A 19,719-nucleotide genomic window follows, 5' to 3' on the forward strand; every position below is an offset into this window, starting at 1 on the left:
TCTTCCGTTCCCTGAAAGTTGAAAATACAGGCATCATGCAAATATCTACGTACTCGGATTCTAGTCGTACGCCGGGAAACTGCTCACAAAAACGCCACTCAATGGAGTGGCGTTTTTATTGGCGTGGAAGGTGTGTGCAGTGATGTTCAGCCAGCAACTTGTTGCTGCAATTGCAGATTCCCGTCCACGTCCTTGACCAGCCCACTGGCCAGGAACAGCGGCTGCAATCGCTTGTGCAACTGCGGCTCGACAAATTCCTTGACGGTCGCCAGCGCCAGGCTGCCGTAAACCTCCAGTTCCACCTTGGTATACGACAGCCAGGCTTTCTTCAGCGCCATCAGCACATCGCTGCCGGCGGTGGAGGCGAAGCGGCGGTTGAGCACTTGCCCTTCCAGGTTGAAGGTGTGTTGGTACTCATAACCGGTCTCGTCGCCCTGGCTGTCGACACAGCGGATGCAGGTGCATTGACCGTCGCCGAAGGCCGCGAGCAGGTAGGCGTTGAAGTCGACGACAGGCTTGAGCCCCAGGCGTTTATCGACTTCGAACAGATCCCCGGTCATTTTTTCTTCAGTACTCAACGTTCATTCCCTCACAGTCATACGGTGCATTTCACAGCGCTGCACAATACGCGAAAAGGTGAGGCCAGGCTCAATTAGCGCCGCTCGCAGTGTGTCCTCAACTCATCCAGTTACCGCCATCAACGTTATAGGTCTGCGCCACGATGTAGTCACTTTCAGTCGAAGCCAGGAAAATCGCCATTCCCACCAGGTCCTCCGCCGTCGCCATGCGTCCAAGCGGCACTTCGGCGCCCACCAGCCTTTTCTTTTCCCCGAGCGGACGATTTTCATACTTCGCGAACAGGGCATCGACGCCGTCCCAATGCTCGCCGTCGACCACGCCGGGGGCGATGGCATTCACGTTGATCTTGTGTTTGATCAGGTCAAGACCGGCCGATTGCGTGAGGCTGATAACGGCAGCCTTGGTCGCACAATAGATCGCCACCAGCGCTTCACCGCGGCGACCCGCCTGGCTGGCCATGTTGATGATCTTGCCGCCATGGCCCTGGGCGATCATCTGTCGGGCGGCGGCTTGCAAGGTAAACAGCGTGCCGGCCACGTTGATCGAGAACAGGCGTTCGTAGCTGTCGCGGGAGATCTCGGTGATCGGCGCGAGATCGAACAGCGCCGCGTTGTTGATCAGGATATCGAGCTTGCCGACTCTCGCGACCACCGCAGAAATGGCGCCGTCTATCGACGCCTGATGGGTAATGTCCATCTCGACCGCATACGCTTGCGGGCCCAGCTCGGCGGCCGTGGCTTGCGCCCGTTCCAGGTTGATGTCGGCAATCGCGACGGTCGCGCCTTCGTGGATATAGGCTTGGGCGAAGGCCCGGCCGATGCCTCTGGCCGAACCGGTAATGAGCGTGCTTTTTCCTTCCAGACGTTTCATCTTTTTCATCCGTTCGTTAATGCTGAATGTCATGGCTTTATTTCGGATACCCGGCGCGCTTCATCTCGCGCTCGGTGCTCTGCTGGGCATTGGCCAACGCTTGCTCCACCGACATCTGCCCGGTGAGCGCTGCGGATAACTGCTTGCCGACCGAGGTGCCGATGGCCTGGAATTCCGGAATGGTCACGTACTGGATGCCGACGTAGGGCACGGGCTGCATGGAAGGGTGCGCCGGGTCGGCGTTCTGCATCATTTGCAGCGTGACTTTGGCAAAGGGCGCGGCCTGCAAATAGGCGTCGCTGTAGGTGGACATCCGCGTGCCCGGCGGCACGTTGCTGATGCCGTCCTTCTGCGCGACCAGCTGGATGTATTCCTTGGAAGTGGCCCAGGTCACAAAGGCCTTGGCGGCGTCCTTGTGTTTGGAACTGGTGGGGATCGCCAGCGACCAGGCATACAGCCAGGACGAGCCTTTGTCCGTGACCTGCGTCGGTGCGGCAACGAAGCCGACCTTGTCCGCGACATTGCTCTGGGTCTTGTCCGTGATGAAGGAACCGGCGACGCTGGCATCGACCCACATCGCGCACTTGCCGCTGTTGAACAGCGCCAGGGTTTCGTTGAAGCCGTTGCTCGACACACCGGGCGGGCCGTAGCGCTTCAACGTATCGACGTAGAAATTCGCGGCGGCGGTCCATTCGGGACCGCTGAGTTGCGGTTGCCATTTTTCGTCAAACCAACGCGCGCCAAAGGCATTGGCCATGGTCGACAGCAGCGCGATGTTTTCCCCCCAACCGGCCTTGCCCCGCAGGCACATGCCGTATTGTTCTTTGTCCGGCTGGTGCAGCTTGCCGGCGAACTCACCGAGCTGGGTCCAGGTCGGGTGTTCGGGCATGCTCAGCCCGGCGTCCTTGAACAGGTCGGTGCGGTAATAAGTGACGGTGCTTTCGCCATAGAACGGCAGGGCGTAGAGCGTATCGTTGAGTGAAAGCCCCTGGCGCACCGAAGGGAAGATGTCCTCGACGTCATACCCGGCGGGCAGGTCCTTCATCGGTTCCAGCCAGTTTTTTGCCGCCCACAACGGTGTTTCGTAAGTGCCGATGGTCAGCACGTCGAACTGCCCACCTTGCGTGGCGATGTCAGTGGTCAGGCGCTGGCGCAGGACATTTTCTTCCAGCACCACCCAATTGAGCTTGATCTGCGGATGGGCGGCCTCGAAGGTTTTCGACAGCTTTTGCATGCGGATCATGTCGCTGTTGTTGACGGTAGCGATGGTCACGGTATCGGCGGCCTGGGCGAGCAGGGCGCAGGAAAAACTGGCGGACAGCAACAGCGCGTGGGGCAATAGCTTCATGGTGTTCTCCGCTCTGCGGCATGGGCAGCAGAATCTTTTATTGTTGTAATCCGGGATGGCGAAGCGATTACACCAGCTCCCCAGAGGCCTCACAAATCAACGGCACACGCCCCACTGATACTTTTTTAACCGGGTGCAGTGGCGGCAAAAAAGTATCAGTCGCGGCCGATCATTGCGCTAGGCAACCCCTGCGCCTTAGTGTGAATCTTGCTTGACCTACAAAAACAAGAAGGACGCGACAGTGATGAGCCAGTACGCCACCGCGGACAAGCAGCCCGCGCTCGAAGTCATCCTCAACGAGCCGCAGCACAGCTTTCGCTGGTATCAGCATGACTATCCGTTCGACCTGGCGCGCTGGAATCATCATCCCGAATTCGAGATTCACTTGATCCGCGAAGGCAGCGGTCGGTTGTTGGCGGGTGACTACATCGGCCTGTTCGAGGCTGGCCATGTGGCGCTGATCGGGCCTGGCTTGCCCCACGACTGGATCAGCGACCTGGGCAAAGGCGAGGTGATCGCGGGGCGTGACGTGGTGTTGCAGTTCGATGGCCAGGCACTGATGCAACTGCGCAACCTGGTGCCTGAACTCACTGAGCTGCAAGGCCTGTTTCGCCAAGCGGCGCAGGGGATCGAGTTCAGCGGTGCGACCCGCAAAAAAGCCGCCGAGCTTCTGGAACAGATCGGCCAGAGCCAGGGGTTTGAACGGTTGTGCCTGTTCCTGTCGTTGCTGCAACTGCTGGCCTCGGCGCCGGACAGCCAACGAAAAACCCTCGCCAGCCTGCAATACGCGCCAATGCTCGATGCCTTGACGGCCCAGCGCATGAGCATTGTCTTCGATTACATCCTCAACGACCTCGCCGACGAACTGCGCCTGTCCGTCATCGCCCAGCGCCTGGACATGAGCGAACCGGCGTTCTCCAAATTCTTCAAACGCGCCACCGGCCACACCTTCGTCGACCTGACCCGCAAACTGCGCGTGCAGCGGGCCTGTCGCTTGCTGGCGCAAAGCAGCCTCAGCGTTGCCAACATCTGCTTTGAAGTCGGCTACGCCAACCTGTCGAATTTCAATCGGCACTTCCGCCATGAAATGCAGGAAACGCCGAGCGAGTATCGGCAGCGGTTGCAGGCTGGTTAACGAATCACACTGCGTTGTTCCATAAATCCGTCACCAGCATGCAACCCGGCGCATGGGTAATGCACAGCGGTGGGCGTGAAGCTTGCACCACCGATTGCGGTGTCACGCCGCAAGCCCAGAACACCGGGATTTCATCGGCGGCGATCGGTACCGCATCGCCGTAATCCGGCGTGTCCAGCGAGTGAATGCCAATCAGCGCCGGATCACCAATGTGCACCGGGGCGCCGTGGACGTTGGGCATGCGCGCGGTGATCTGGATCGCCTGGATCGCCGCGGCAGCTTTCATCGGGCGCATGCTCACCACCAGTTTGCCGCCCAGGCGAGCAGTGGGGCGAGTGTCGATGTTGGTCTGGTACATGGCGACATTGCGCCCCAGATCAATGTGCTTGAGCGCAATGCCGGCATCGAGCAGTGGTTGTTCGAAGGAGAACGAGCAGCCGATGGCGAAGGCAACCAGGTCGTCTTGCCACAGGGACTCGATGTCCAGCGGCTCATCGCTCAACTCGCCGTGGCGATAGACCCGGTAGCGCGGCACGTCATGGCGAATGTCGATGGCAGTGCCGAGGTTGCGGAAAAACGGATCCCCGGGCTCGGTCACGTCAAGCAACGGGCAGGCCTGGCGATTGAGGGTGCAATAGCGCAGGAATTCGTTAGCCCAATCGCTGGGCAGGATCACGATATTGGCTTGCACCCGGCCCTGGCCGAGGCCGCTGGTGTGTCCTTGATAGTGCCCGGCGGCGATGGTCTGGCGCAGGGCCAGCGGCGCGCGCTGTTGTAATTGTTCGAAGGACAGGGCGGGTTGGTTCATCACGGCATCTCCACAGGTTTGTGGGTTCTTTTTAGAAAACCGTGGCGACGGCGTCCAACCAGGAATGTTGTTACCCCCAGACAACAAAAAGTTATTCGACGGGCCGGTGGCTGTTCAGGCCCGGTACCGCGACCATGCGTTGCGGGCCGACATCGATGGCGTATTGGCCGACCACCTGGCGACTCATGTCGACGATGCTTTCGATCAGTTCCAGGCCGACGCCGGCGCGCCACGAGGCCACGACATCCAGTTGCGGCAGGCGCGTGCCGGGCTCTAGCTGAATCAGTTCGCCGCTGGCCAGGGGCTTGGCCACCAGCGCCGCCGGCAACGCGCCAATGCCGAAGCCGTCACGGATCAGCCGGGTCATGGCCGACACCGAGTTGACGCAGCTGACCCGTGGCGCGCTGATGCCGTGGGCGTGCAGCAGGTTGAGCACATCCTGGTGCGGGCGCGAGTGTTTGACGAAGGTGATGAAGCGCTCGCCGGCCATCTCCATCAGCGATGCATAGGGCCGGGCATAGATCGAGTTGCTGGCGGCGATCCAGTGCATGGGGTAATGCGCCAGTTCGAGGTTGCGCACGCTTTCGTGGCGGATCAGGTCGGTCTGGAACACGATGTCCAGATAGCCCTTTTGCAGTTGCTCGCACAGATTGCGCGCGGCGTCGGCGGTGATCTCGATTTCCACGGCGGGGAAGGTCTGCATCAGGGTCGACATCAACGGGCTGAGCCAAGTGTGGATCACCGTGTCCATCACGCCGATGCGCACCAGGCCCTGCTGCGGGCTAGTGGTGTCCAGCGAGTGCTTCAACGCGCGCTGGACCTCAAGCATCTGCTCGGCATAGTCGAGCACCTTCAGGCCCTCGGGCGTCAACGAAACCCCGCGAGAGTCGCGCACGAACAGGCGCAGGCCCAACTCTTCTTCCAGCGAAGCGATCCGGCTGGAGATGGCGGCCTGGGTGCTGAACATTTTCTCGGCGGTCAGGCTGAAGCTTTGCAAGCGCGCGACCCAGACGAAGGTTTCGAGGAACTTGAGGTTCATGGCGGCTCTCTTGGCGTTTGTGGTTCTTATGAAGAGGACTGGTTGCAATTGTTACTCCAGATCCGGCCAATGAGCGCATCAAATTTTCTTATGCCCGACCTCGCTTTTTTCCCGTTTGACGGCGCCGGGCCTCGACCCGAAGAATCCGCTCCCGACGCAGGTCACTGCGTTCGCTCCCCCCACGACACCTTTATAAAAACAAGATCGGACGCGACCGCCACGCCCCCGAGAGGGTTCGCTCGTGTCTGCAAAAGGAGCACGTCATGCGCCATTTCATCTACACCCCGCTCGGCACCTTGCTCGGCTTGGGCCTGATCGGTGTGCCCAACGCCCAGGCGGATTTCATCGCCGACAGCAAAGGCAGCCTGGAAGCTCGCAATTTCTACTTCAACCGCGACTTTCGCCAGGAAGGGGCGCGGGACAAGGCCGAAGAATGGGCGCAGGGGTTTCTGTTGCGCATGGAGTCCGGCTACACCGCGGGCACCTTGGGTTTTGGCCTGGACGCCTTGGGCATGGCCGGTTTCAAACTGGACTCTGGCGGCGGCACGGCGGGCACCAATCTGTTGCCGCCGGATTCGTCTGGCGGTTCGCAGGACCAATATGGCGAGTTGGGCCTGACCGCCAAGGTGCGCTTGTCCAACAGCACCTTGAAATTGGGGACGTTGCAGATCAAGGACCCGGTGGTGAGTTCCAACGACACGCGGCTGTTGCCGGGCACCTTCAAGGGCGGCTTGCTCAGCGTGCAGGAAATCGAGCGGTTGAAGCTGACCGCCGGGCAATTCACCCAGATCAATTTTGTCGACTCCACCGATTATCAGGACATGAGCGCCAACCGCATCGGCGGCAGCAGCGACAAGTTTCAGTTCGCCGGCGCGGACTATCAGTTTCTGCCCAACCTCACGGCGCAATACCGCTACGGCAAGCTGGAAAACATCTATCAGCAGAATTACCTCGGCTTCGTCCATGCCCTGGACCTGGGCGCTGGCCAATCGCTGAAGAGTGACGTGCGGTATGCGCGCAGTACCGAGGACGGCAACTTTCGCAAGATCGACAACCAAGCCTTCGGCGCGCTGTTTACCTACAGTCTCGGCGGGCATGCGGTGGGTTTCGGCTACCAGCGCATGAGCGGCGACGATCCGTTTCCGTACATCGGTCGTAGCGATCCATATCTGGTCAACTTCGTGCAGATCGGTGACTTCGCCAACATCGACGAACATTCCTGGCAGGCCCGCTACGACTACAACTTTGCCGCACTGGGTATTCCGGGTTTGAGCTTTATGACTCGCTACATCTCTGGCGACAACGTGCAGCGCACAGCGCCGGGCGAAGGCAAGGAATGGGAGCGCAACACCGACATCGCCTACGTGGTGCAGGACGGCACGCTAAAAGGGCTCGGGTTTAAATGGCGCAACGCGTCGGTGCGTTCGAACTTTGGCAATGATCTGGATGAGAATCGGTTGATCGTCAGCTATACCGTGGGGCTTTGGTAAAGCCCGCTCATTTTCCAGTCCACCGAAAACCCAGTGGCCCAACCCTCTCTATGTAGCAGCTGGCGAAGCCTGCGTCTGACTGCGCAGCAGTCGTGAATCCCGTACACGCGGTGTGCCTGACAGACCGCGGCGTCTGGTTTTACGACTGCTGCGCAGCCGGACGCAGGCTTCGCCAGCTGCTACGGGATCGCCAACCACTGGCCCACAACTTTCTGATAATTCCCAGTCACCTTGCTCAGATGCAACCACTGATCCACATACTGCTTCCACGCCATGTCATCTCGGGGCAGCAGATAAGCCTTCTCGCCATACTGGAAATACTGGCTCGGATTGACCGCACACAACCCGGGCTTGAGTTTCTGTTGATACAACGCCTCGGACGCGTCGGTAATCATCACGTCGGCCTTCTTATCCAGCAGCGCCTGGAACAGCGTCACATTGTCGTGCAGCAGCAACTGCGCCTTGGGCAGGAAGGCATGCACAAACGCCTCGTTGGTGCCGCCCGCCGGTTCAATCAAACGCACTGATGGCTGGTTGATCTGCTCGACTGTCTGGTAACGCGCCTGATCTTCGCAGCGCACCAACGGCACCTTGCCATCGACGTCGAGGGTGCTGCTGAAAAAGGCTTTTTTCTGCCGTTCCAGCGTCACCGAAATCCCGCCCATCGCGATATCGCATTTACCCGCCAGCAGGTCAGGCATCAGGGTTTTCCAGGTGGTTTGTTCCCATTTCACCTTGGCGCCCAGGCTGTCAGCCAGCGAGCGGGCCATCGCGATGTCGATGCCTTCGTATTCGCCGTTTTCAGTTTTGTAGGTGTAGGGCTTGTAGTCCCCGGTGGTGCACACCGTCAGCACACCTTGCTGGATGACGCTATCGAGATGCGACGGTGTTTCCTGTGCCTGCACGCCCCAGGGCAGGGCTAGCAGTCCACAGAAGAGCAGTGTGTGTTTTTTGTTGTTCATCGGTTCGGCGCTCACTTTCAAATCCTATGAGAGGTGCGCCGAGTATCGCTGAAAGTTTCAACGATTGGGCAGCGAAAGACAGCCCAAACCCTTCAGGGTGGTTTCGACCGCTTGCTCCAGCGGCGTGTGCGGCTCGGTCCCGAGCACCGCGAGCAAACGGCTGTTGTCCATGCGCAGCGATTGTTGCCACAGGTAGCGCATCTCCAGCAGTTCACGCAGGGTGGTCACGAACGGCGAGACCAAGCGCGCCAGCCACCACGGAAATGGGCGCAGTTTTGCCTGTCCGCCATGGCGATCGACACAACGCGCTACAGCGGTAGCGAGCTGCGTACCATCAGCGTCCCAATGCCCGTCCATATGGAAGGTAGAGAAGGGCGCCAACTGCTCGCGATGATTGAGCAATTGCACGACGGTTTGCGCCACATCCGGTAAATACGACCACTGATGGCCAACACCAGGATCGCTCGGCAAATGGATGCGTTTCACCGCTTGCCCAGGCTTGACCATCCCTTGGGAAAACCAGCTGTTGCCGGCCTGCGGACCAAAGAAATCCCCTGCCCGCAGCACAATCGCCCGCGCTCCTTGCTGCGTTGCGGCGAGCAAGCGTTGTTCGAGCTGGACGCGGATCTGGCCTTTGCGGGTCAGTGGATGCTGGGGGGAATCTTCGGTCAACACGGGGAAGGCGTCCGGGCCGAAGTTGTAGACCGTGCCGGGCAACACCACCGTGGCGCCTTCCTTCAGGGCGGCGGCGATGGTGTTGTCGATCATCGGCAGCACCAGCTCGTTCCAGCGAAGATAGCCGGGGGGATTGACCCCGTGGATCAGCACGCTGCAACCCTGCGCGGCGCGCATCACGTCATCGCGATTCAGTGCATCGCCACGCAAATAGAGAATGCCGTCACGGGTTTCGCTGCTTTGCGCGAGCCCGCGTTGCAGCGCTTGGACCTGCCACCCCGCGTCGCGCAACTGCCGCGCCACTTCACCGCCGATGCCGCCCGTTGCACCCAGTACCAGAACTTTCTGCGCCATATCACGTTCTCCCGAATCGAGATCTATTCTGGTACCGCAGGCGGGATCAAAGAAATTGCTGAATATCCACCACTAGCTATACATTTATGTATGACTAAAAATATCGGTTGGGAACTCTATCGAAGCTTTCTGGCGGTGCTGACCCACGGCTCACTGTCTGCGGCTGCGCGAGCGCTGGGCATTACCCAACCCACGGTGGGCCGGCACATTGCCGAACTGGAAGCTTCGTTCAAACAGACGTTATTCACGCGCTCAAGAACCGGCTTGATGCCGACCGAAGCCGCGTTGACCTTGCGCAGTTACGCCGAGGCCATGCACAGCAACGCGGCGGCGCTGGAGCGGGCAATGGCCGGGCAGGGGCAAACGACCGGCGGCACGGTGCGCATTACCGCCAGTGAAGTGATTGCTGTGGAAGTGCTGCCGCCCGCACTGGCGCAACTGCGTCAGGCGCATCCACAACTCACCATTGAGCTGGTGGCCACCAACCGCGTGCAGGATTTGTTGCAACGTGAGGCCGACATCGCCGTGCGCATGACCGCGCCGAAACAGGAGCAACTCATTGCGCGCAGTGTCGGCCACGTCAAGGTCGGACTTCATGCCCGGACCGATTACCTGCAGCAGTTCGGCACGCCGGCACTGCCGGCGGATCTGGCTCGGCACACCGTGATTGGCTTCGACACCGAGACGCCGTTCCTGCGCGCCGCCAGCAAACGGGTGCCAGGCTGGGGCCGTGAAGGCTTTTCCCTGCGCTGCGACAGCGACCTGGCGCAACTGGCCTTGATCCGCGCGGGCGCGGGCATCGGTTTTTGCCAGTCGGCCGTGGCCAGGCGTGACGCGAGTCTGGTGCCGGTATTACCCGAGCACCTGACCTTCCAACTGGACGCCTGGGTCACCATGCACGAAGACCTGCGCAACAGCCCGCGCTGCAAAGTGGTCTTCGACGCCCTGGTCCAGTGCCTGCTGGCGCATACCGCTATCTGACCGCATACACCTTGCGCACATAGCGCGTGCTTTTCCACGCGCACGGCGCACCTTGCGGCACGAACACGCTGTCACCGGGGTTGACCGTTACGCTTGAGCCATCGGGCGCGAGCAAGGTCACGCTGCCTTCGAGCAAGTGCATCAGCTCATTGAGCTTGTGCGCACGGCCATGGCGTTCGTAAGGCGTGGAGTCCCAGACGCCGACGCGCAGATCGGTGGCCTCGTCTTCAAAGGCATTGCGTGACCGGCATTGCGGCGTCGGGCCGATCAGGATTTGCGGCTCCGGTGCCGCCGAAGGCGAGAGCATCGCCAGAGGATCAAGCAGGGTCAGGCCGGGCGTCGGCACGGCGGTGGTCATGGCACAAAAGGCCCATTGTGTACCGGCGTGCGCTTCGATCCGCAGGGTGGTGCCGCGACCGATCACCGCGCTGTCACCCACACCCAGCTCCAGGGTCTGCTCCGGGGTGTTCAGCCGCACATGGCCGGCGTGAACCACGAGCACTTCGGTGTGCGGGAAATCCTCGATCGCAAACACTTCGTCAGTTTCGACAATGCCGGCAGACACGCCGTCAATACCCGTCCAGGCAACCCGACGCTGGTCCATAAACGGATCGGCAGCACTCAACGGCAGCGTTTTGAAAGGCGTGACAACGCGGCTGCCGTCGGCGCGCGCCAACAGCAGAACAGTGGGTTGGGACATACGGGTGACGCTCCATGCAAATAAAGGTGTGGGGTGACGCAGGTTTGATCGGGCCAAGCGATCAGCCGATGGCTTGGGTGACCACGGCAAATTGGCGCACGCCGTCGGCCGCTTGTGGCGGGGTGCCACGGGCCATCTGCGCGACGGTGTCGACCTGCTTGAGGCCGGCCGTTTCCAGCCAGTCGCTAAGGCCGCTGTCCGCCGGAATGTCGATACGCACGAAGGTATCCGGCACCAGGGCCAGTAACACGGCGATCAGGTGTTGGGCCTGTTCGAGGTTTTCGGCGACCACCGGGCCGACACCGCGACCTCGGCCGTAGGGGCGCAGCATGGCGAAGCCGTGCACTTGGCCGTCGCGCTCGATGACCACGGCGTGCTCGATGACATCGAACAGGTCGTTGAGCACGGTTTGTCGATCCATGCCGGTGCTGGTGTTGGCCAGTTCCAGCACCCGCGCCTTATCGGCGTCCCGCAGCGGGCGACAGGTTTCGCCCTCGGCCAGCGGCGCCGGATCGGGCGCTTGCACCAGGCCTTGGCGCTGCTGAATCCGTCCGAACTCGACAAAGCCCTGACTGACATACAACGGCGCACCGGCGAGGGTTGCGTTCAACAATGGCGTGCGTTTCTGGCAAGCATCCAGTGCCTGTTCCATCAACTGGCGACCGATGCCCTTGCCTTGATAATCGTCGCTGACAATCACCAGGCCAATGGTGGCGAAATCCCCTTGCGGGCAGGTGAACGCCGTGCCGATCAGACGCTCGCCATCCAGCGCGACAAAGCCATCGCTGAGCCGCAGCACCATCGCCCAGTCGTCCAGCCGATGCGGCCATTTCAACTGCACGGACAAGGCATGGGCCGCCGGCAGATCGGCAGCGGTCATCGGGCGATAAAGGTAAGGGGCGGACATGGCGAGTCTCCGTTGAACAATGTGCACGAACGGCCGGTTTTCCGGCGTGATGGAGCCTGTATCCCATCTGCATGAAGGCCTGACAAGAGGGCCCGGAACATTCGGCAGATTCCGCGAGGCAAAGGCCACAAGACCACACTTACTACTTAATTGCACGGCAAGGTCGGCAGCAAATGCTTGGGCTTTTTTTCTACGATGGAAGCCTGAATCAATGACTCGCCAGCCCTATTTTGGAGTGCTCCATGGATAGCTTCGATCCTCGTCTTATCGCTGTGCGCAGCGCTCACTTTATCGGCGGCCAGTACCGCGATGCCCAACCCGGACTTGAGGTCGTGCGGCCGTCGGATGGCCAGGTCTACGCCGAGTTACCGATCGCCGATGCCGACCTGGTGGATGAAGCGGTCAACAATGCCTGGCAGGCGTTCAATCGCAGCGATTGGGCCAGCCGTCCGCCCCGGGAGCGGGCGCGGGTCATGCGCCGTTGGGCTGATTTGATCGAAGCGGATGCGGAGATTCTTGCGCCGTTGGAAGCCGTCGGCTCGACCCGCCCACATAAAGATGTGATCGCTTGGGATATTCCTTATGTCGCCGAAGGCATTCGCTTTTTCGCCGAACTGGCGGACAAGCACGGCGGCCAGGTCGCGGCGACCCAGACTGATCGGCTGGGCATGCAGATCGCCGAACCCTACGGCGTGATCGCGGCCATCGCACCGTGGAATTTCCCGTTGAGCATGGCGTCGTGGAAAGTCGCCCCGGCCTTGGCCGCCGGCAATGCCGTGGTGCTCAAGCCTTCGGAGTTGACGCCGTTCTCCAGCCTGCGTTTTGCCGAATTGGCGTTTCAGGCCGGCATTCCAGCGGGGATTTTCAACGTGGTGCAGGGCGATGGCCGCGTCACGGGTGACGCCTTGTGCCGGCACCCGCGCGTGGGCAAGGTGACCTTTACCGGTTCCACCGCGACCGGGTCGAGCATCATGTCCACCTGCGCGTTGGTGGGGCCGAAACCGGTGACCCTGGAACTCGGCGGCAAGAGTCCGCAACTGGTGTTCGCTGATGTGCCGGACATCGCGAAAACCGCACGCACCGTGGCGCTGGCCATTACCGGGAATGCCGGGCAGGTTTGCGTGTCCGGTTCGCGATTGTTGATCCAACGCTCGATCATGGAGCCGTTTATCGCGCACTTGCAGGCGTACTTCGAGGAGTTGCGCCCCGGGCCGACCTGGTCGCCTGAAAGCACGCTGTCGCCGATCATTTCCCGGCTCCAGGCCAATCGCATCGACGGCATCGTCCAGCGCTCGCGCCAGGCCGGGGCCGAAGTGCTGACCGGTGGCGGATTGTTCGAAGGACTGGGCGGTGCGTATTACCAACCGACGCTGCTGGCCGGCCTCGACAACCAGAACCCGGCGGTCTGCGAAGAAATCTTCGGCCCGGTACTGACGGTGCAGGCGTTCGATGACGAAGAACAGGCCCTGAGCCTGGCCGCCCATGCCACTTACGGGTTAGCCGCGGGCGTGCACACCGCCGATATCAATCGCGCCTTGCGACTGGTGCGCAAGCTGGAAGCGGGGACGGTGTGGGTGAACCGTTACGGTCGCAGTAACGACTACATCCTGCCGACCGGTGGCTACAAACGCTCGGGGATCGGCAAGGATTTGGGGCGAGAAGCGTTTGAAGCCAACCTGCGCTTCAAGAGCGTTTTGATCGATATCCTCCAATAGATACCCCATAGCAGCTGCCGAGCCTGTGTTCGCTTGTAGCAGCTGCCGAGCCTGTGTTCGCTTGTAGCAGCTGCCGAGCCTGCGTTCGCTTGTAGCAGCTGCCGAGGCACGAGGCTGCGTTCGGCTGCGAAGCAGTCGTGAATTCAAGCGATGCGGTGTTTCAGTTACACCGAGTGCTCAGGTTTTACGACTGCTTCGCAGCCGAACGCAGCCTCGTACCTCGGCAGCTGCTACAAGCGAACGCAAGCTCGACAATCTCAGCCAAACGGGCGCTTCCTCAGGGACGCGCCCGTTTTCATTCCGCCCGGCGCAGTTTCTGCGGCCAATCGCGGCACACGCGGGCCGCACAGGTCTATAAAGGTCCATAAGAGCGCACAAATACGGGGTTTGCCCAAGGCTGGAGCGGGCCGCAAAGTCTGCTGAGGGGGGCGGTCAAAACGGTGGTTTGTATCGAGCAGAGGTCGCTTTTAACGCCATCTGCTGATTTCACGGTGTTGTAATGACGGTGTGCTGCAGCGTTGCATCTGAGCCTTACCCACGACGCGAATGCCAGTCACGCCATGACCTCAACGAACTTCAGGACCGCACTCAATGAGCTTTCTTCGCCCCAAATTCATTACGTTCGACTGCTACGGTACGCTGACCAATTTCCACATGGGCACGATGACCCGCGAGCTTTTCGCTGATCGCGTCCCTGCCGAGCAGATGGACCAATTCGTCAAGGATTTCTCGGCCTATCGCCTGGACCAGGTCATGGGTGACTGGATGCCTTACGACGAAATCCTCAAGACCGCTCTGGCCCGGACCTGCAAGCGTTGGGGCATCGAATACCGCGACGAAGGTCAGCTGTATTACGACGCCGTGCCGACCTGGGGCCCGCACCCGGACGTCCCGGCCGGCCTGTCGAAAATCGCCGACAAGATCCCCCTGGTGATTTTCTCCAACGCCAGCAACAGCCAGATCATGTCCAACGTCGACAAGCTCGGCGCGCCGTTCCACAAGGTCTTCACCGCCGAGCAGGCCCAGGCCTACAAGCCGCGCCTGGCCGCGTTCGAGTACATGCTCGACAACCTCAACTGCGGCCCGGAAGACATCTTGCATGTGTCCTCCAGCTTCCGTTACGACCTGATGCCGGCCCACGACATGAAGATCAAGAACAAGGCCTTCGTCGCCCGAGGCCATGAAGTGCCGGGCAACGCGTTCTACGGCTACCAGCAGATCACCGATATCGGTGGGCTCGCGGCACTGGTCGGTCTCTGAGTCATCACCGCATAAGGGGTTGGACATGGGCAGTGAATCCTACTGGCTCGACACCGCACCGGCCTTCACCGGTGCCCAGCTCGGCGCGTTGCCCGGGCAGGTCGACGTGGCCATCGTCGGTGGCGGTTTTACCGGTTTGGCGGCGGCCCGGGCCTTGGCCTTGAAGGGCGCCAGTGTGGTGGTGCTCGAAGCCGGGCGGGTGATCGGCGAAGCCTCGGGGCGCAACGGCGGCCAGTGCAACACCGGGGTGGCCCAGGATTACGCCGGGCTCAGCGCCAGCCTCGGTGCCGACAAGGCGCGGGCCTATTATCAGGCCTACGAAAGCGCGGTGCAGAGCGTGGTGTCGCTGGTGGAACAGGAACAGATCGCCTGCGACCTGATCCGCAACGGCAAGCTCAAATTGGCCGCCAAGCCGATGCACTACGAAGGGCTGGCGCGCACCTGCGAATTGATTCGCAAGGAAGTCGATGCCGAGGTCGAGTTGCTGTCCGCCGAACAGACCCGCGCCGAAGTGAATTCGGCGCAGTTTCACGGCGGTTTGTTGCAGCGCAACGGCGTGCAAATGCACGTCGGGCGCTTCGGCGTCGGACTGGCCGAGGCTGCGGCACGCCACGGTGCGCTGATCCACCAAGGCACGTCGGTGCTGGACTGGAGAGCCCAGGCCGGCGGTTATCAGGTCAACACCAGCAAGGGTTCGTTGCACGCCGGGCAAGTCTTGCTGGCGACCGGCGCGTGTCAGCACGGCGGCTTGGGCTGGTATCGGCGGCGGATCGTGCCGGTGGGCAGTTTTGTGATTGCCACCGAAGTGCTCTCGAAAGAGTTGATTGAGCAACTGCTGCCGGGTCGCCGCGCGTACGTCACCAGCCGCATGATCGGTAACTACTTCCGCCTGACCCCGGACAACCGTTTGCTGTTCGGCGGCCGTGCCCGGTTTGCCATGTCTGACAGCGTGAATGACGCCAAAAGCGGCAAGGTCCTGCAAGCGGCGATGGTGCAGATGTTCCCGCAATTGGCCAACGTGAAAATCGATTACTGCTGGGGCGGCCTGGTGGACATGACCTCCGACCGACTCCCAAGGGCCGGCCAGCACGGCGGCGTTTATCACTCCATGGGCTACAGCGGCCACGGCGTGCAGATGTCGGTGCACATGGGCCAGGTCATGGCCGAGGTGATGGCCGGCAACGTCGAAGCCAACCCTTGGCGCGAACTCGACTGGCCGGCGATTCCCGGGCATTTCGGCAAGCCGTGGTTCCTGCCGTTCGTGGGCGCTTATTACCGCTTCCAGGACTATTTGCATTGAGTTGATGTTGTGGCGTCACCGTCGTTTGCGTTTCAACGCCCCGGACAACCGGAGCCTTCTCCTTCTCGACAGGTACAACTGATATGACTGACAACAAGATCGACTCACCCCTGATTTCCGGCCAGGACAGCCTGCGCGTATTCGAAGGCCTCAATCGTGGCATGTCGCGCCGCAACGCCCTGCAAATGCTCGGTGTGGCGGGTGTTGCAGCAGCGGGCGCCGGCAGCCTGTTTGGCGCCGCTGGCAAGCTGTTTGCCGAGGAAGCCGCAACACCGGGCAAAGGCAAACCCGGCGGGCGCATTCGTGTCGCCGGCATGTCCAGTTCCACCGCTGATACGCTCGACCCGGCCAAAGGCGCGCTCTCTACCGATTACGTACGCCACTTCATGTTCTACAACGGCCTGACCCGTTTCGACACGCACCTGGTGCCGCAACTGGAACTGGCCGAGCGCATCGACAACACCGATGCCACGCTGTGGACCATCACCCTGCGCAAGGACGTGACCTTTCACAACGGCAAGACCCTGAGCGCTGCCGACGTGGTGTTCTCGCTGTCACGGCACAAGGACCCGCTGACCGGTTCCAAAGTCATGCCGTTGATGGAACAGTTCGCCGAGATCAAGGCCACCGGCACCAACGAAGTGCAGATCCGCCTCAGCGCGCCGAATGCCGAGTTGCCATCGATCCTCGCCGTGTCGCACCTGTTGATCGTTCCCGAAGGCACCACTGACTTCAACCAGGGCATCGGCACCGGGCCGTTCAAGGTCAAGGAATTCAAACCCGGCGTGCGCTCGATTGCCGCGCGCAACACCGGCTACTGGAAACCGGGCCTGCCGTACCTCGACGAGATCGAGTTCATTGCGATTGGCGACGAGGCATCGCGGGTCAACGCGCTGCTGTCCGGCGACGTGCACATGATCAACGAGGTCAACCCGCGTTCCACCTCCCGGATCAAGGCCAGCGCCAAGCACCGGGTCGTCGATGCGCCGTCGGGCAACTACACTGACTTGATCATCCGTCAGGATCAGATGCCGGGCAAAAGCGCGGAATTCACCCAGGCCATGAAGCACCTGTTGGACCGCGAACAGATCAAATCCGCCGTATTCCGTGGCTTTGCCGTGGTCGGTAACGACCATCCGATTGCCCCGGGTTCGCGCTACTACAACGCCGACCTGCCGCAAACCGTCTACGACCCGGAAAAAGCCAAGTTCCTGCTGAAGAAGGCTGGCATGGAAAGCATCAGCATGCCGCTGGTCGCATCCCCTGCGGCAACCGGATCGGTGGACATCGCCGTGCTGTTGCAGCAATCGGCGAAACAGGCCGGGCTCAAGCTCGACGTCAACCGTTTGCCGAGCGACGGCTACTGGTCCAACCACTGGATGAAGCACCCGCTGAGCTTCGGCAACATCAACCCGCGACCGAATGCCGACGTGATGTTCTCGCAGTTCTTCCAGTCGAAGGCGCCGTGGAATGAATCCGGTTGGCAGAACGACCAGTTCGACCAGTTGCTGATGCTCGCTCGCGGTGAAACCGACGACGCCAAGCGCAGCAAGATGTACGCGGACATGCAAACCCTGGTGCATGACCACTGCGGCATCGGCGTGCCGGTGTTCATCAGCAACATCGACGGCGTCGACCAGCGCATCAAAGGCTACGGCAGCAACCCGCTGGGCGGGTTCATGGGCTACATGTTCGCCGAACAGGTCTGGCTGGATGCTTGATGGGTGGTTTCGCAGTACGTCAGGGACAGTGCAGGAGGGTAGGCGATGAATAGCAACACACTGTGGTTGATCGGTAGGCGCCTGGGCGCCGCGATCGTGACTTTGTTGATCGTGTCCATGGTCGTGTTTGCGATCACGGCGGTATTGCCGGGGGACGCGGCGCAACAATCCCTCGGGCAGTTCGCCACACCGGAACAGGTGGCGGCACTGCGCCTGAAACTGGGGCTCGACCAGCCCGGTGTGCTGCGTTACCTGCACTGGTTGATGAACCTGCTCAGCGGCGACATGGGCCTGTCGGTGTCCAACGCGATGCCGGTCACCGAGTTGATGGCGGGCCGGGTGCCGAACACCCTGATGCTGGCGGCCGCCACGGCGCTGGTGTCGGTGCCGGTGGCGTTGATCCTCGGCATTGGTTCGGCGATGGGCCGTGGCGGGCGTATCGACAGCTTCCTGAGCTTCTTCACCCTGGCCATGGTCGCCGTCCCGGAGTTTCTGGTGGCGACCCTGGCGGTGCTGATTTTCGCGGTGAACCTGGGCTGGTTATCGGCGCTGTCCTACGCCAGCGACATCACTTCACCGTGGCAATTCATGCGCACTTACGCCTTGCCGGTGATGACCCTGTGCTGCGTGATCGTCGCGCAAATGGCCCGGATGACCCGCGCCGCCGTCATCGATCAACTCGACAGCCCCTACGTGGAAATGGCCCGGCTCAAAGGCGTCAGCCCGATGCGCATCGTGCTGCGCCATGCCTTGCCCAATGCGATCGGGCCGATTGCCAATGCCATCGCCCTGAGCCTGTCGTACCTGCTGGGCGGGGTGGTGATTGTCGAGACGATCTTCAACTATCCCGGCATCGCCAGCCTGATGGTCGATGCCGTGACTAACCGCGACATGGCGCTGGTCCAGGCCTGCACCATGTTGTTTTGTACGGCGTACCTGGGGTTGGTGCTGATTGCCGACCTGTGCGCGATTCTGTCCAATCCGAGGCTGAGAAACCAATGAACAATCTCATTGTGAAATCGACGCCTGCGACCCCCGACCTGTCGGTTGGCAAGGTGTCCCATGGCCCGGCGTGGCTGGGTCTGATCGGGGCTGCGATGTGCGTGATCTGGTTGCTGGTGGCGATCTTCGGCCCATGGCTGGCGCCGCACCCGGTGGGGGAAGTGGTCTCCGACAATGTCTTCGACAGCATCAGTGCCGTGTACCCGTTTGGCACCGATTACCTGGGCCGCGACATGCTCAGCCGCGTTCTGGTCGGCGCGAAATTTACTGTCGGCCTGGCGTTGATCGCGGCGGTATTGGCCAGTGGTTTGGGCACCAGTTGTGCGCTGCTTTCAGTGGTGTCGCCGAAGTGGCTCGACGAAGTGATCAGTCGCTTGATGGATGCGTTTATCTCGATCCCGAGCAAGATGCTGGCGCTGATCATGGTCTCGGCTTTCGGCTCTTCGGTGACCTTGCTGATTTGCACGGCGGTGCTGAGCTTCACCCCCGGCGCGTTCCGCATTGCCCGCAGCATGGCGGTGAACATCGAAGCCCTGGAATACGTGCAAGTCGCCCGTACCCGTGGCGAACGCCGCTTGTACATCGCCTGCGTGGAAATCCTGCCGAACATGCTTAACCCGGTGCTGACCGACCTGGGCCTGCGCTTTGGCTTCATCGTCTTGCTGCTCAGCGGCATGAGTTTCCTCGGCCTCGGCGTGCAACCGCCGGACGCCGACCTCGGCTCCTTGGTCCGGGAAAACATCGGCGGCCTCAATCAGGGCGCGCCGGCCATCGTGATTCCGGCGCTGGCTATCGGCACGCTGACGATTGGCGTGAATCTGTTTATCGACAGACTGTCGTCCCGACGTAGTCGCCGTACGGGAGGTCATTGAG

18 protein-coding genes are annotated in these 19,719 nt (G+C 61.3%); 9 read left to right on the forward strand and 9 right to left on the reverse strand.

Going from position 1 to position 19,719, the window contains the following annotated elements; all coding sequences use genetic code 11:
- Positions 1–146: 146 nt before the first annotated feature.
- From HKK53_RS02735 to HKK53_RS02745, 3 genes are all read right to left on the reverse strand, one after another.
- Positions 147–578 carry a hypothetical protein gene (locus tag HKK53_RS02735; protein ID WP_178117438.1) on the reverse strand — a complete coding sequence of 144 codons (432 nt, stop codon included), beginning with the start codon at positions 576–578 and terminating at the stop codon, positions 147–149.
- A 97-nt stretch (positions 579–675) separates the two neighbouring features.
- Positions 676–1,449, reverse strand: a complete 774-nt coding sequence (locus HKK53_RS02740) for an L-iditol 2-dehydrogenase (RefSeq protein WP_169369243.1) — start codon at positions 1,447–1,449, stop codon at positions 676–678.
- A 37-nt stretch (positions 1,450–1,486) separates the two neighbouring features.
- A complete protein-coding gene (locus tag HKK53_RS02745) occupies positions 1,487–2,797 on the reverse strand; it encodes an ABC transporter substrate-binding protein (RefSeq protein ID WP_169369245.1) in 1,311 nt (436 codons plus the stop codon).
- A gap of 244 nt (positions 2,798–3,041) precedes the next feature.
- Here HKK53_RS02745 and HKK53_RS02750 point away from each other — a divergent pair, with 244 nt between their 5' ends.
- Positions 3,042–3,932, forward strand: coding sequence for a helix-turn-helix domain-containing protein (locus tag HKK53_RS02750; RefSeq protein WP_169369247.1), 891 nt, complete (start codon positions 3,042–3,044; stop codon positions 3,930–3,932).
- A 4-nt stretch (positions 3,933–3,936) separates the two neighbouring features.
- On the opposite strand, the gene HKK53_RS02755 is transcribed toward HKK53_RS02750, so the two are convergent.
- Both HKK53_RS02755 and HKK53_RS02760 read right to left on the reverse strand, forming a co-directional pair.
- Positions 3,937–4,740, reverse strand: coding sequence for a putative hydro-lyase (locus tag HKK53_RS02755; protein ID WP_169369249.1), 804 nt, complete (start codon positions 4,738–4,740; stop codon positions 3,937–3,939).
- A gap of 91 nt (positions 4,741–4,831) precedes the next feature.
- Positions 4,832–5,779, reverse strand: a complete 948-nt coding sequence (locus HKK53_RS02760; protein ID WP_169369251.1) for a LysR family transcriptional regulator — start codon at positions 5,777–5,779, stop codon at positions 4,832–4,834.
- Between the two features lie 263 nt (positions 5,780–6,042).
- On the opposite strand from HKK53_RS02760, the gene HKK53_RS02765 reads away from it, so the two are divergent.
- On the forward strand, positions 6,043–7,269 hold the full coding sequence (locus HKK53_RS02765; RefSeq protein WP_169369253.1) for an OprD family porin: 1,227 nt from the start codon (positions 6,043–6,045) through the stop codon (positions 7,267–7,269).
- Positions 7,270–7,448: 179 nt separating this feature from the next.
- On the opposite strand, the gene HKK53_RS02770 is transcribed toward HKK53_RS02765, so the two are convergent.
- Both HKK53_RS02770 and HKK53_RS02775 read right to left on the reverse strand, forming a co-directional pair.
- Positions 7,449–8,231, reverse strand: a complete 783-nt coding sequence (locus tag HKK53_RS02770; protein ID WP_169374165.1) for a transporter substrate-binding domain-containing protein — start codon at positions 8,229–8,231, stop codon at positions 7,449–7,451.
- 57 nt (positions 8,232–8,288) lie between these two features.
- Entirely contained in the window at positions 8,289–9,260 is a 972-nt protein-coding gene (locus tag HKK53_RS02775) for an NAD-dependent epimerase/dehydratase family protein (protein WP_169369255.1), read from the reverse strand.
- A 90-nt stretch (positions 9,261–9,350) separates the two neighbouring features.
- Here HKK53_RS02775 and HKK53_RS02780 point away from each other — a divergent pair, with 90 nt between their 5' ends.
- Complete coding sequence (locus tag HKK53_RS02780; protein ID WP_169369257.1) at positions 9,351–10,241, forward strand: LysR family transcriptional regulator; 891 nt, start codon at positions 9,351–9,353, stop codon at positions 10,239–10,241.
- Here HKK53_RS02780 and HKK53_RS02785 read toward each other — a convergent pair.
- Together HKK53_RS02785 and HKK53_RS02790 are read right to left on the reverse strand one after the other, a co-directional pair.
- A complete protein-coding gene (locus tag HKK53_RS02785; protein ID WP_169369259.1) occupies positions 10,234–10,941 on the reverse strand; it encodes a cupin domain-containing protein in 708 nt (235 codons plus the stop codon). The genes HKK53_RS02780 and HKK53_RS02785 overlap by 8 nt on opposite strands.
- 61 nt (positions 10,942–11,002) lie before the next feature.
- Positions 11,003–11,848 (reverse strand): GNAT family N-acetyltransferase, encoded by an 846-nt coding sequence (locus tag HKK53_RS02790; RefSeq protein WP_169369261.1) that lies wholly within the window; start codon positions 11,846–11,848, stop codon positions 11,003–11,005.
- Between the two features lie 242 nt (positions 11,849–12,090).
- Between HKK53_RS02790 and HKK53_RS02795 the strand changes: the two genes are divergently transcribed.
- The 6 genes from HKK53_RS02795 (at position 12,091) to HKK53_RS02820 (ending at position 19,718) form a co-directional block, all read left to right on the forward strand.
- Positions 12,091–13,563, forward strand: a complete 1,473-nt coding sequence (locus tag HKK53_RS02795) for an aldehyde dehydrogenase family protein (protein WP_169369263.1) — start codon at positions 12,091–12,093, stop codon at positions 13,561–13,563.
- A 591-nt stretch (positions 13,564–14,154) separates the two neighbouring features.
- Positions 14,155–14,823: a haloacid dehalogenase type II gene (locus HKK53_RS02800; RefSeq protein ID WP_169369265.1), complete on the forward strand. Its 669-nt coding sequence runs from the start codon at positions 14,155–14,157 to the stop codon at positions 14,821–14,823.
- 25 nt (positions 14,824–14,848) lie between these two features.
- Positions 14,849–16,123, forward strand: coding sequence for an NAD(P)/FAD-dependent oxidoreductase (locus tag HKK53_RS02805; protein WP_169369267.1), 1,275 nt, complete (start codon positions 14,849–14,851; stop codon positions 16,121–16,123).
- 83 nt (positions 16,124–16,206) lie between these two features.
- Positions 16,207–17,844, forward strand: a complete 1,638-nt coding sequence (locus HKK53_RS02810) for an ABC transporter substrate-binding protein (protein ID WP_169369269.1) — start codon at positions 16,207–16,209, stop codon at positions 17,842–17,844.
- Positions 17,845–17,889: 45 nt separating this feature from the next.
- Positions 17,890–18,846 (forward strand): ABC transporter permease, encoded by a 957-nt coding sequence (locus HKK53_RS02815; RefSeq protein ID WP_169369271.1) that lies wholly within the window; start codon positions 17,890–17,892, stop codon positions 18,844–18,846.
- Positions 18,843–19,718: an ABC transporter permease gene (locus HKK53_RS02820; protein WP_169369273.1), complete on the forward strand. Its 876-nt coding sequence runs from the start codon at positions 18,843–18,845 to the stop codon at positions 19,716–19,718. The genes HKK53_RS02815 and HKK53_RS02820 overlap by 4 nt, the downstream gene beginning before the upstream one ends.
- Position 19,719: the final 1 nt, after the last annotated feature.

Source organism: Pseudomonas sp. ADAK7 (assembly GCF_012935675.1).
Classification (GTDB): domain Bacteria; phylum Pseudomonadota; class Gammaproteobacteria; order Pseudomonadales; family Pseudomonadaceae; genus Aquipseudomonas.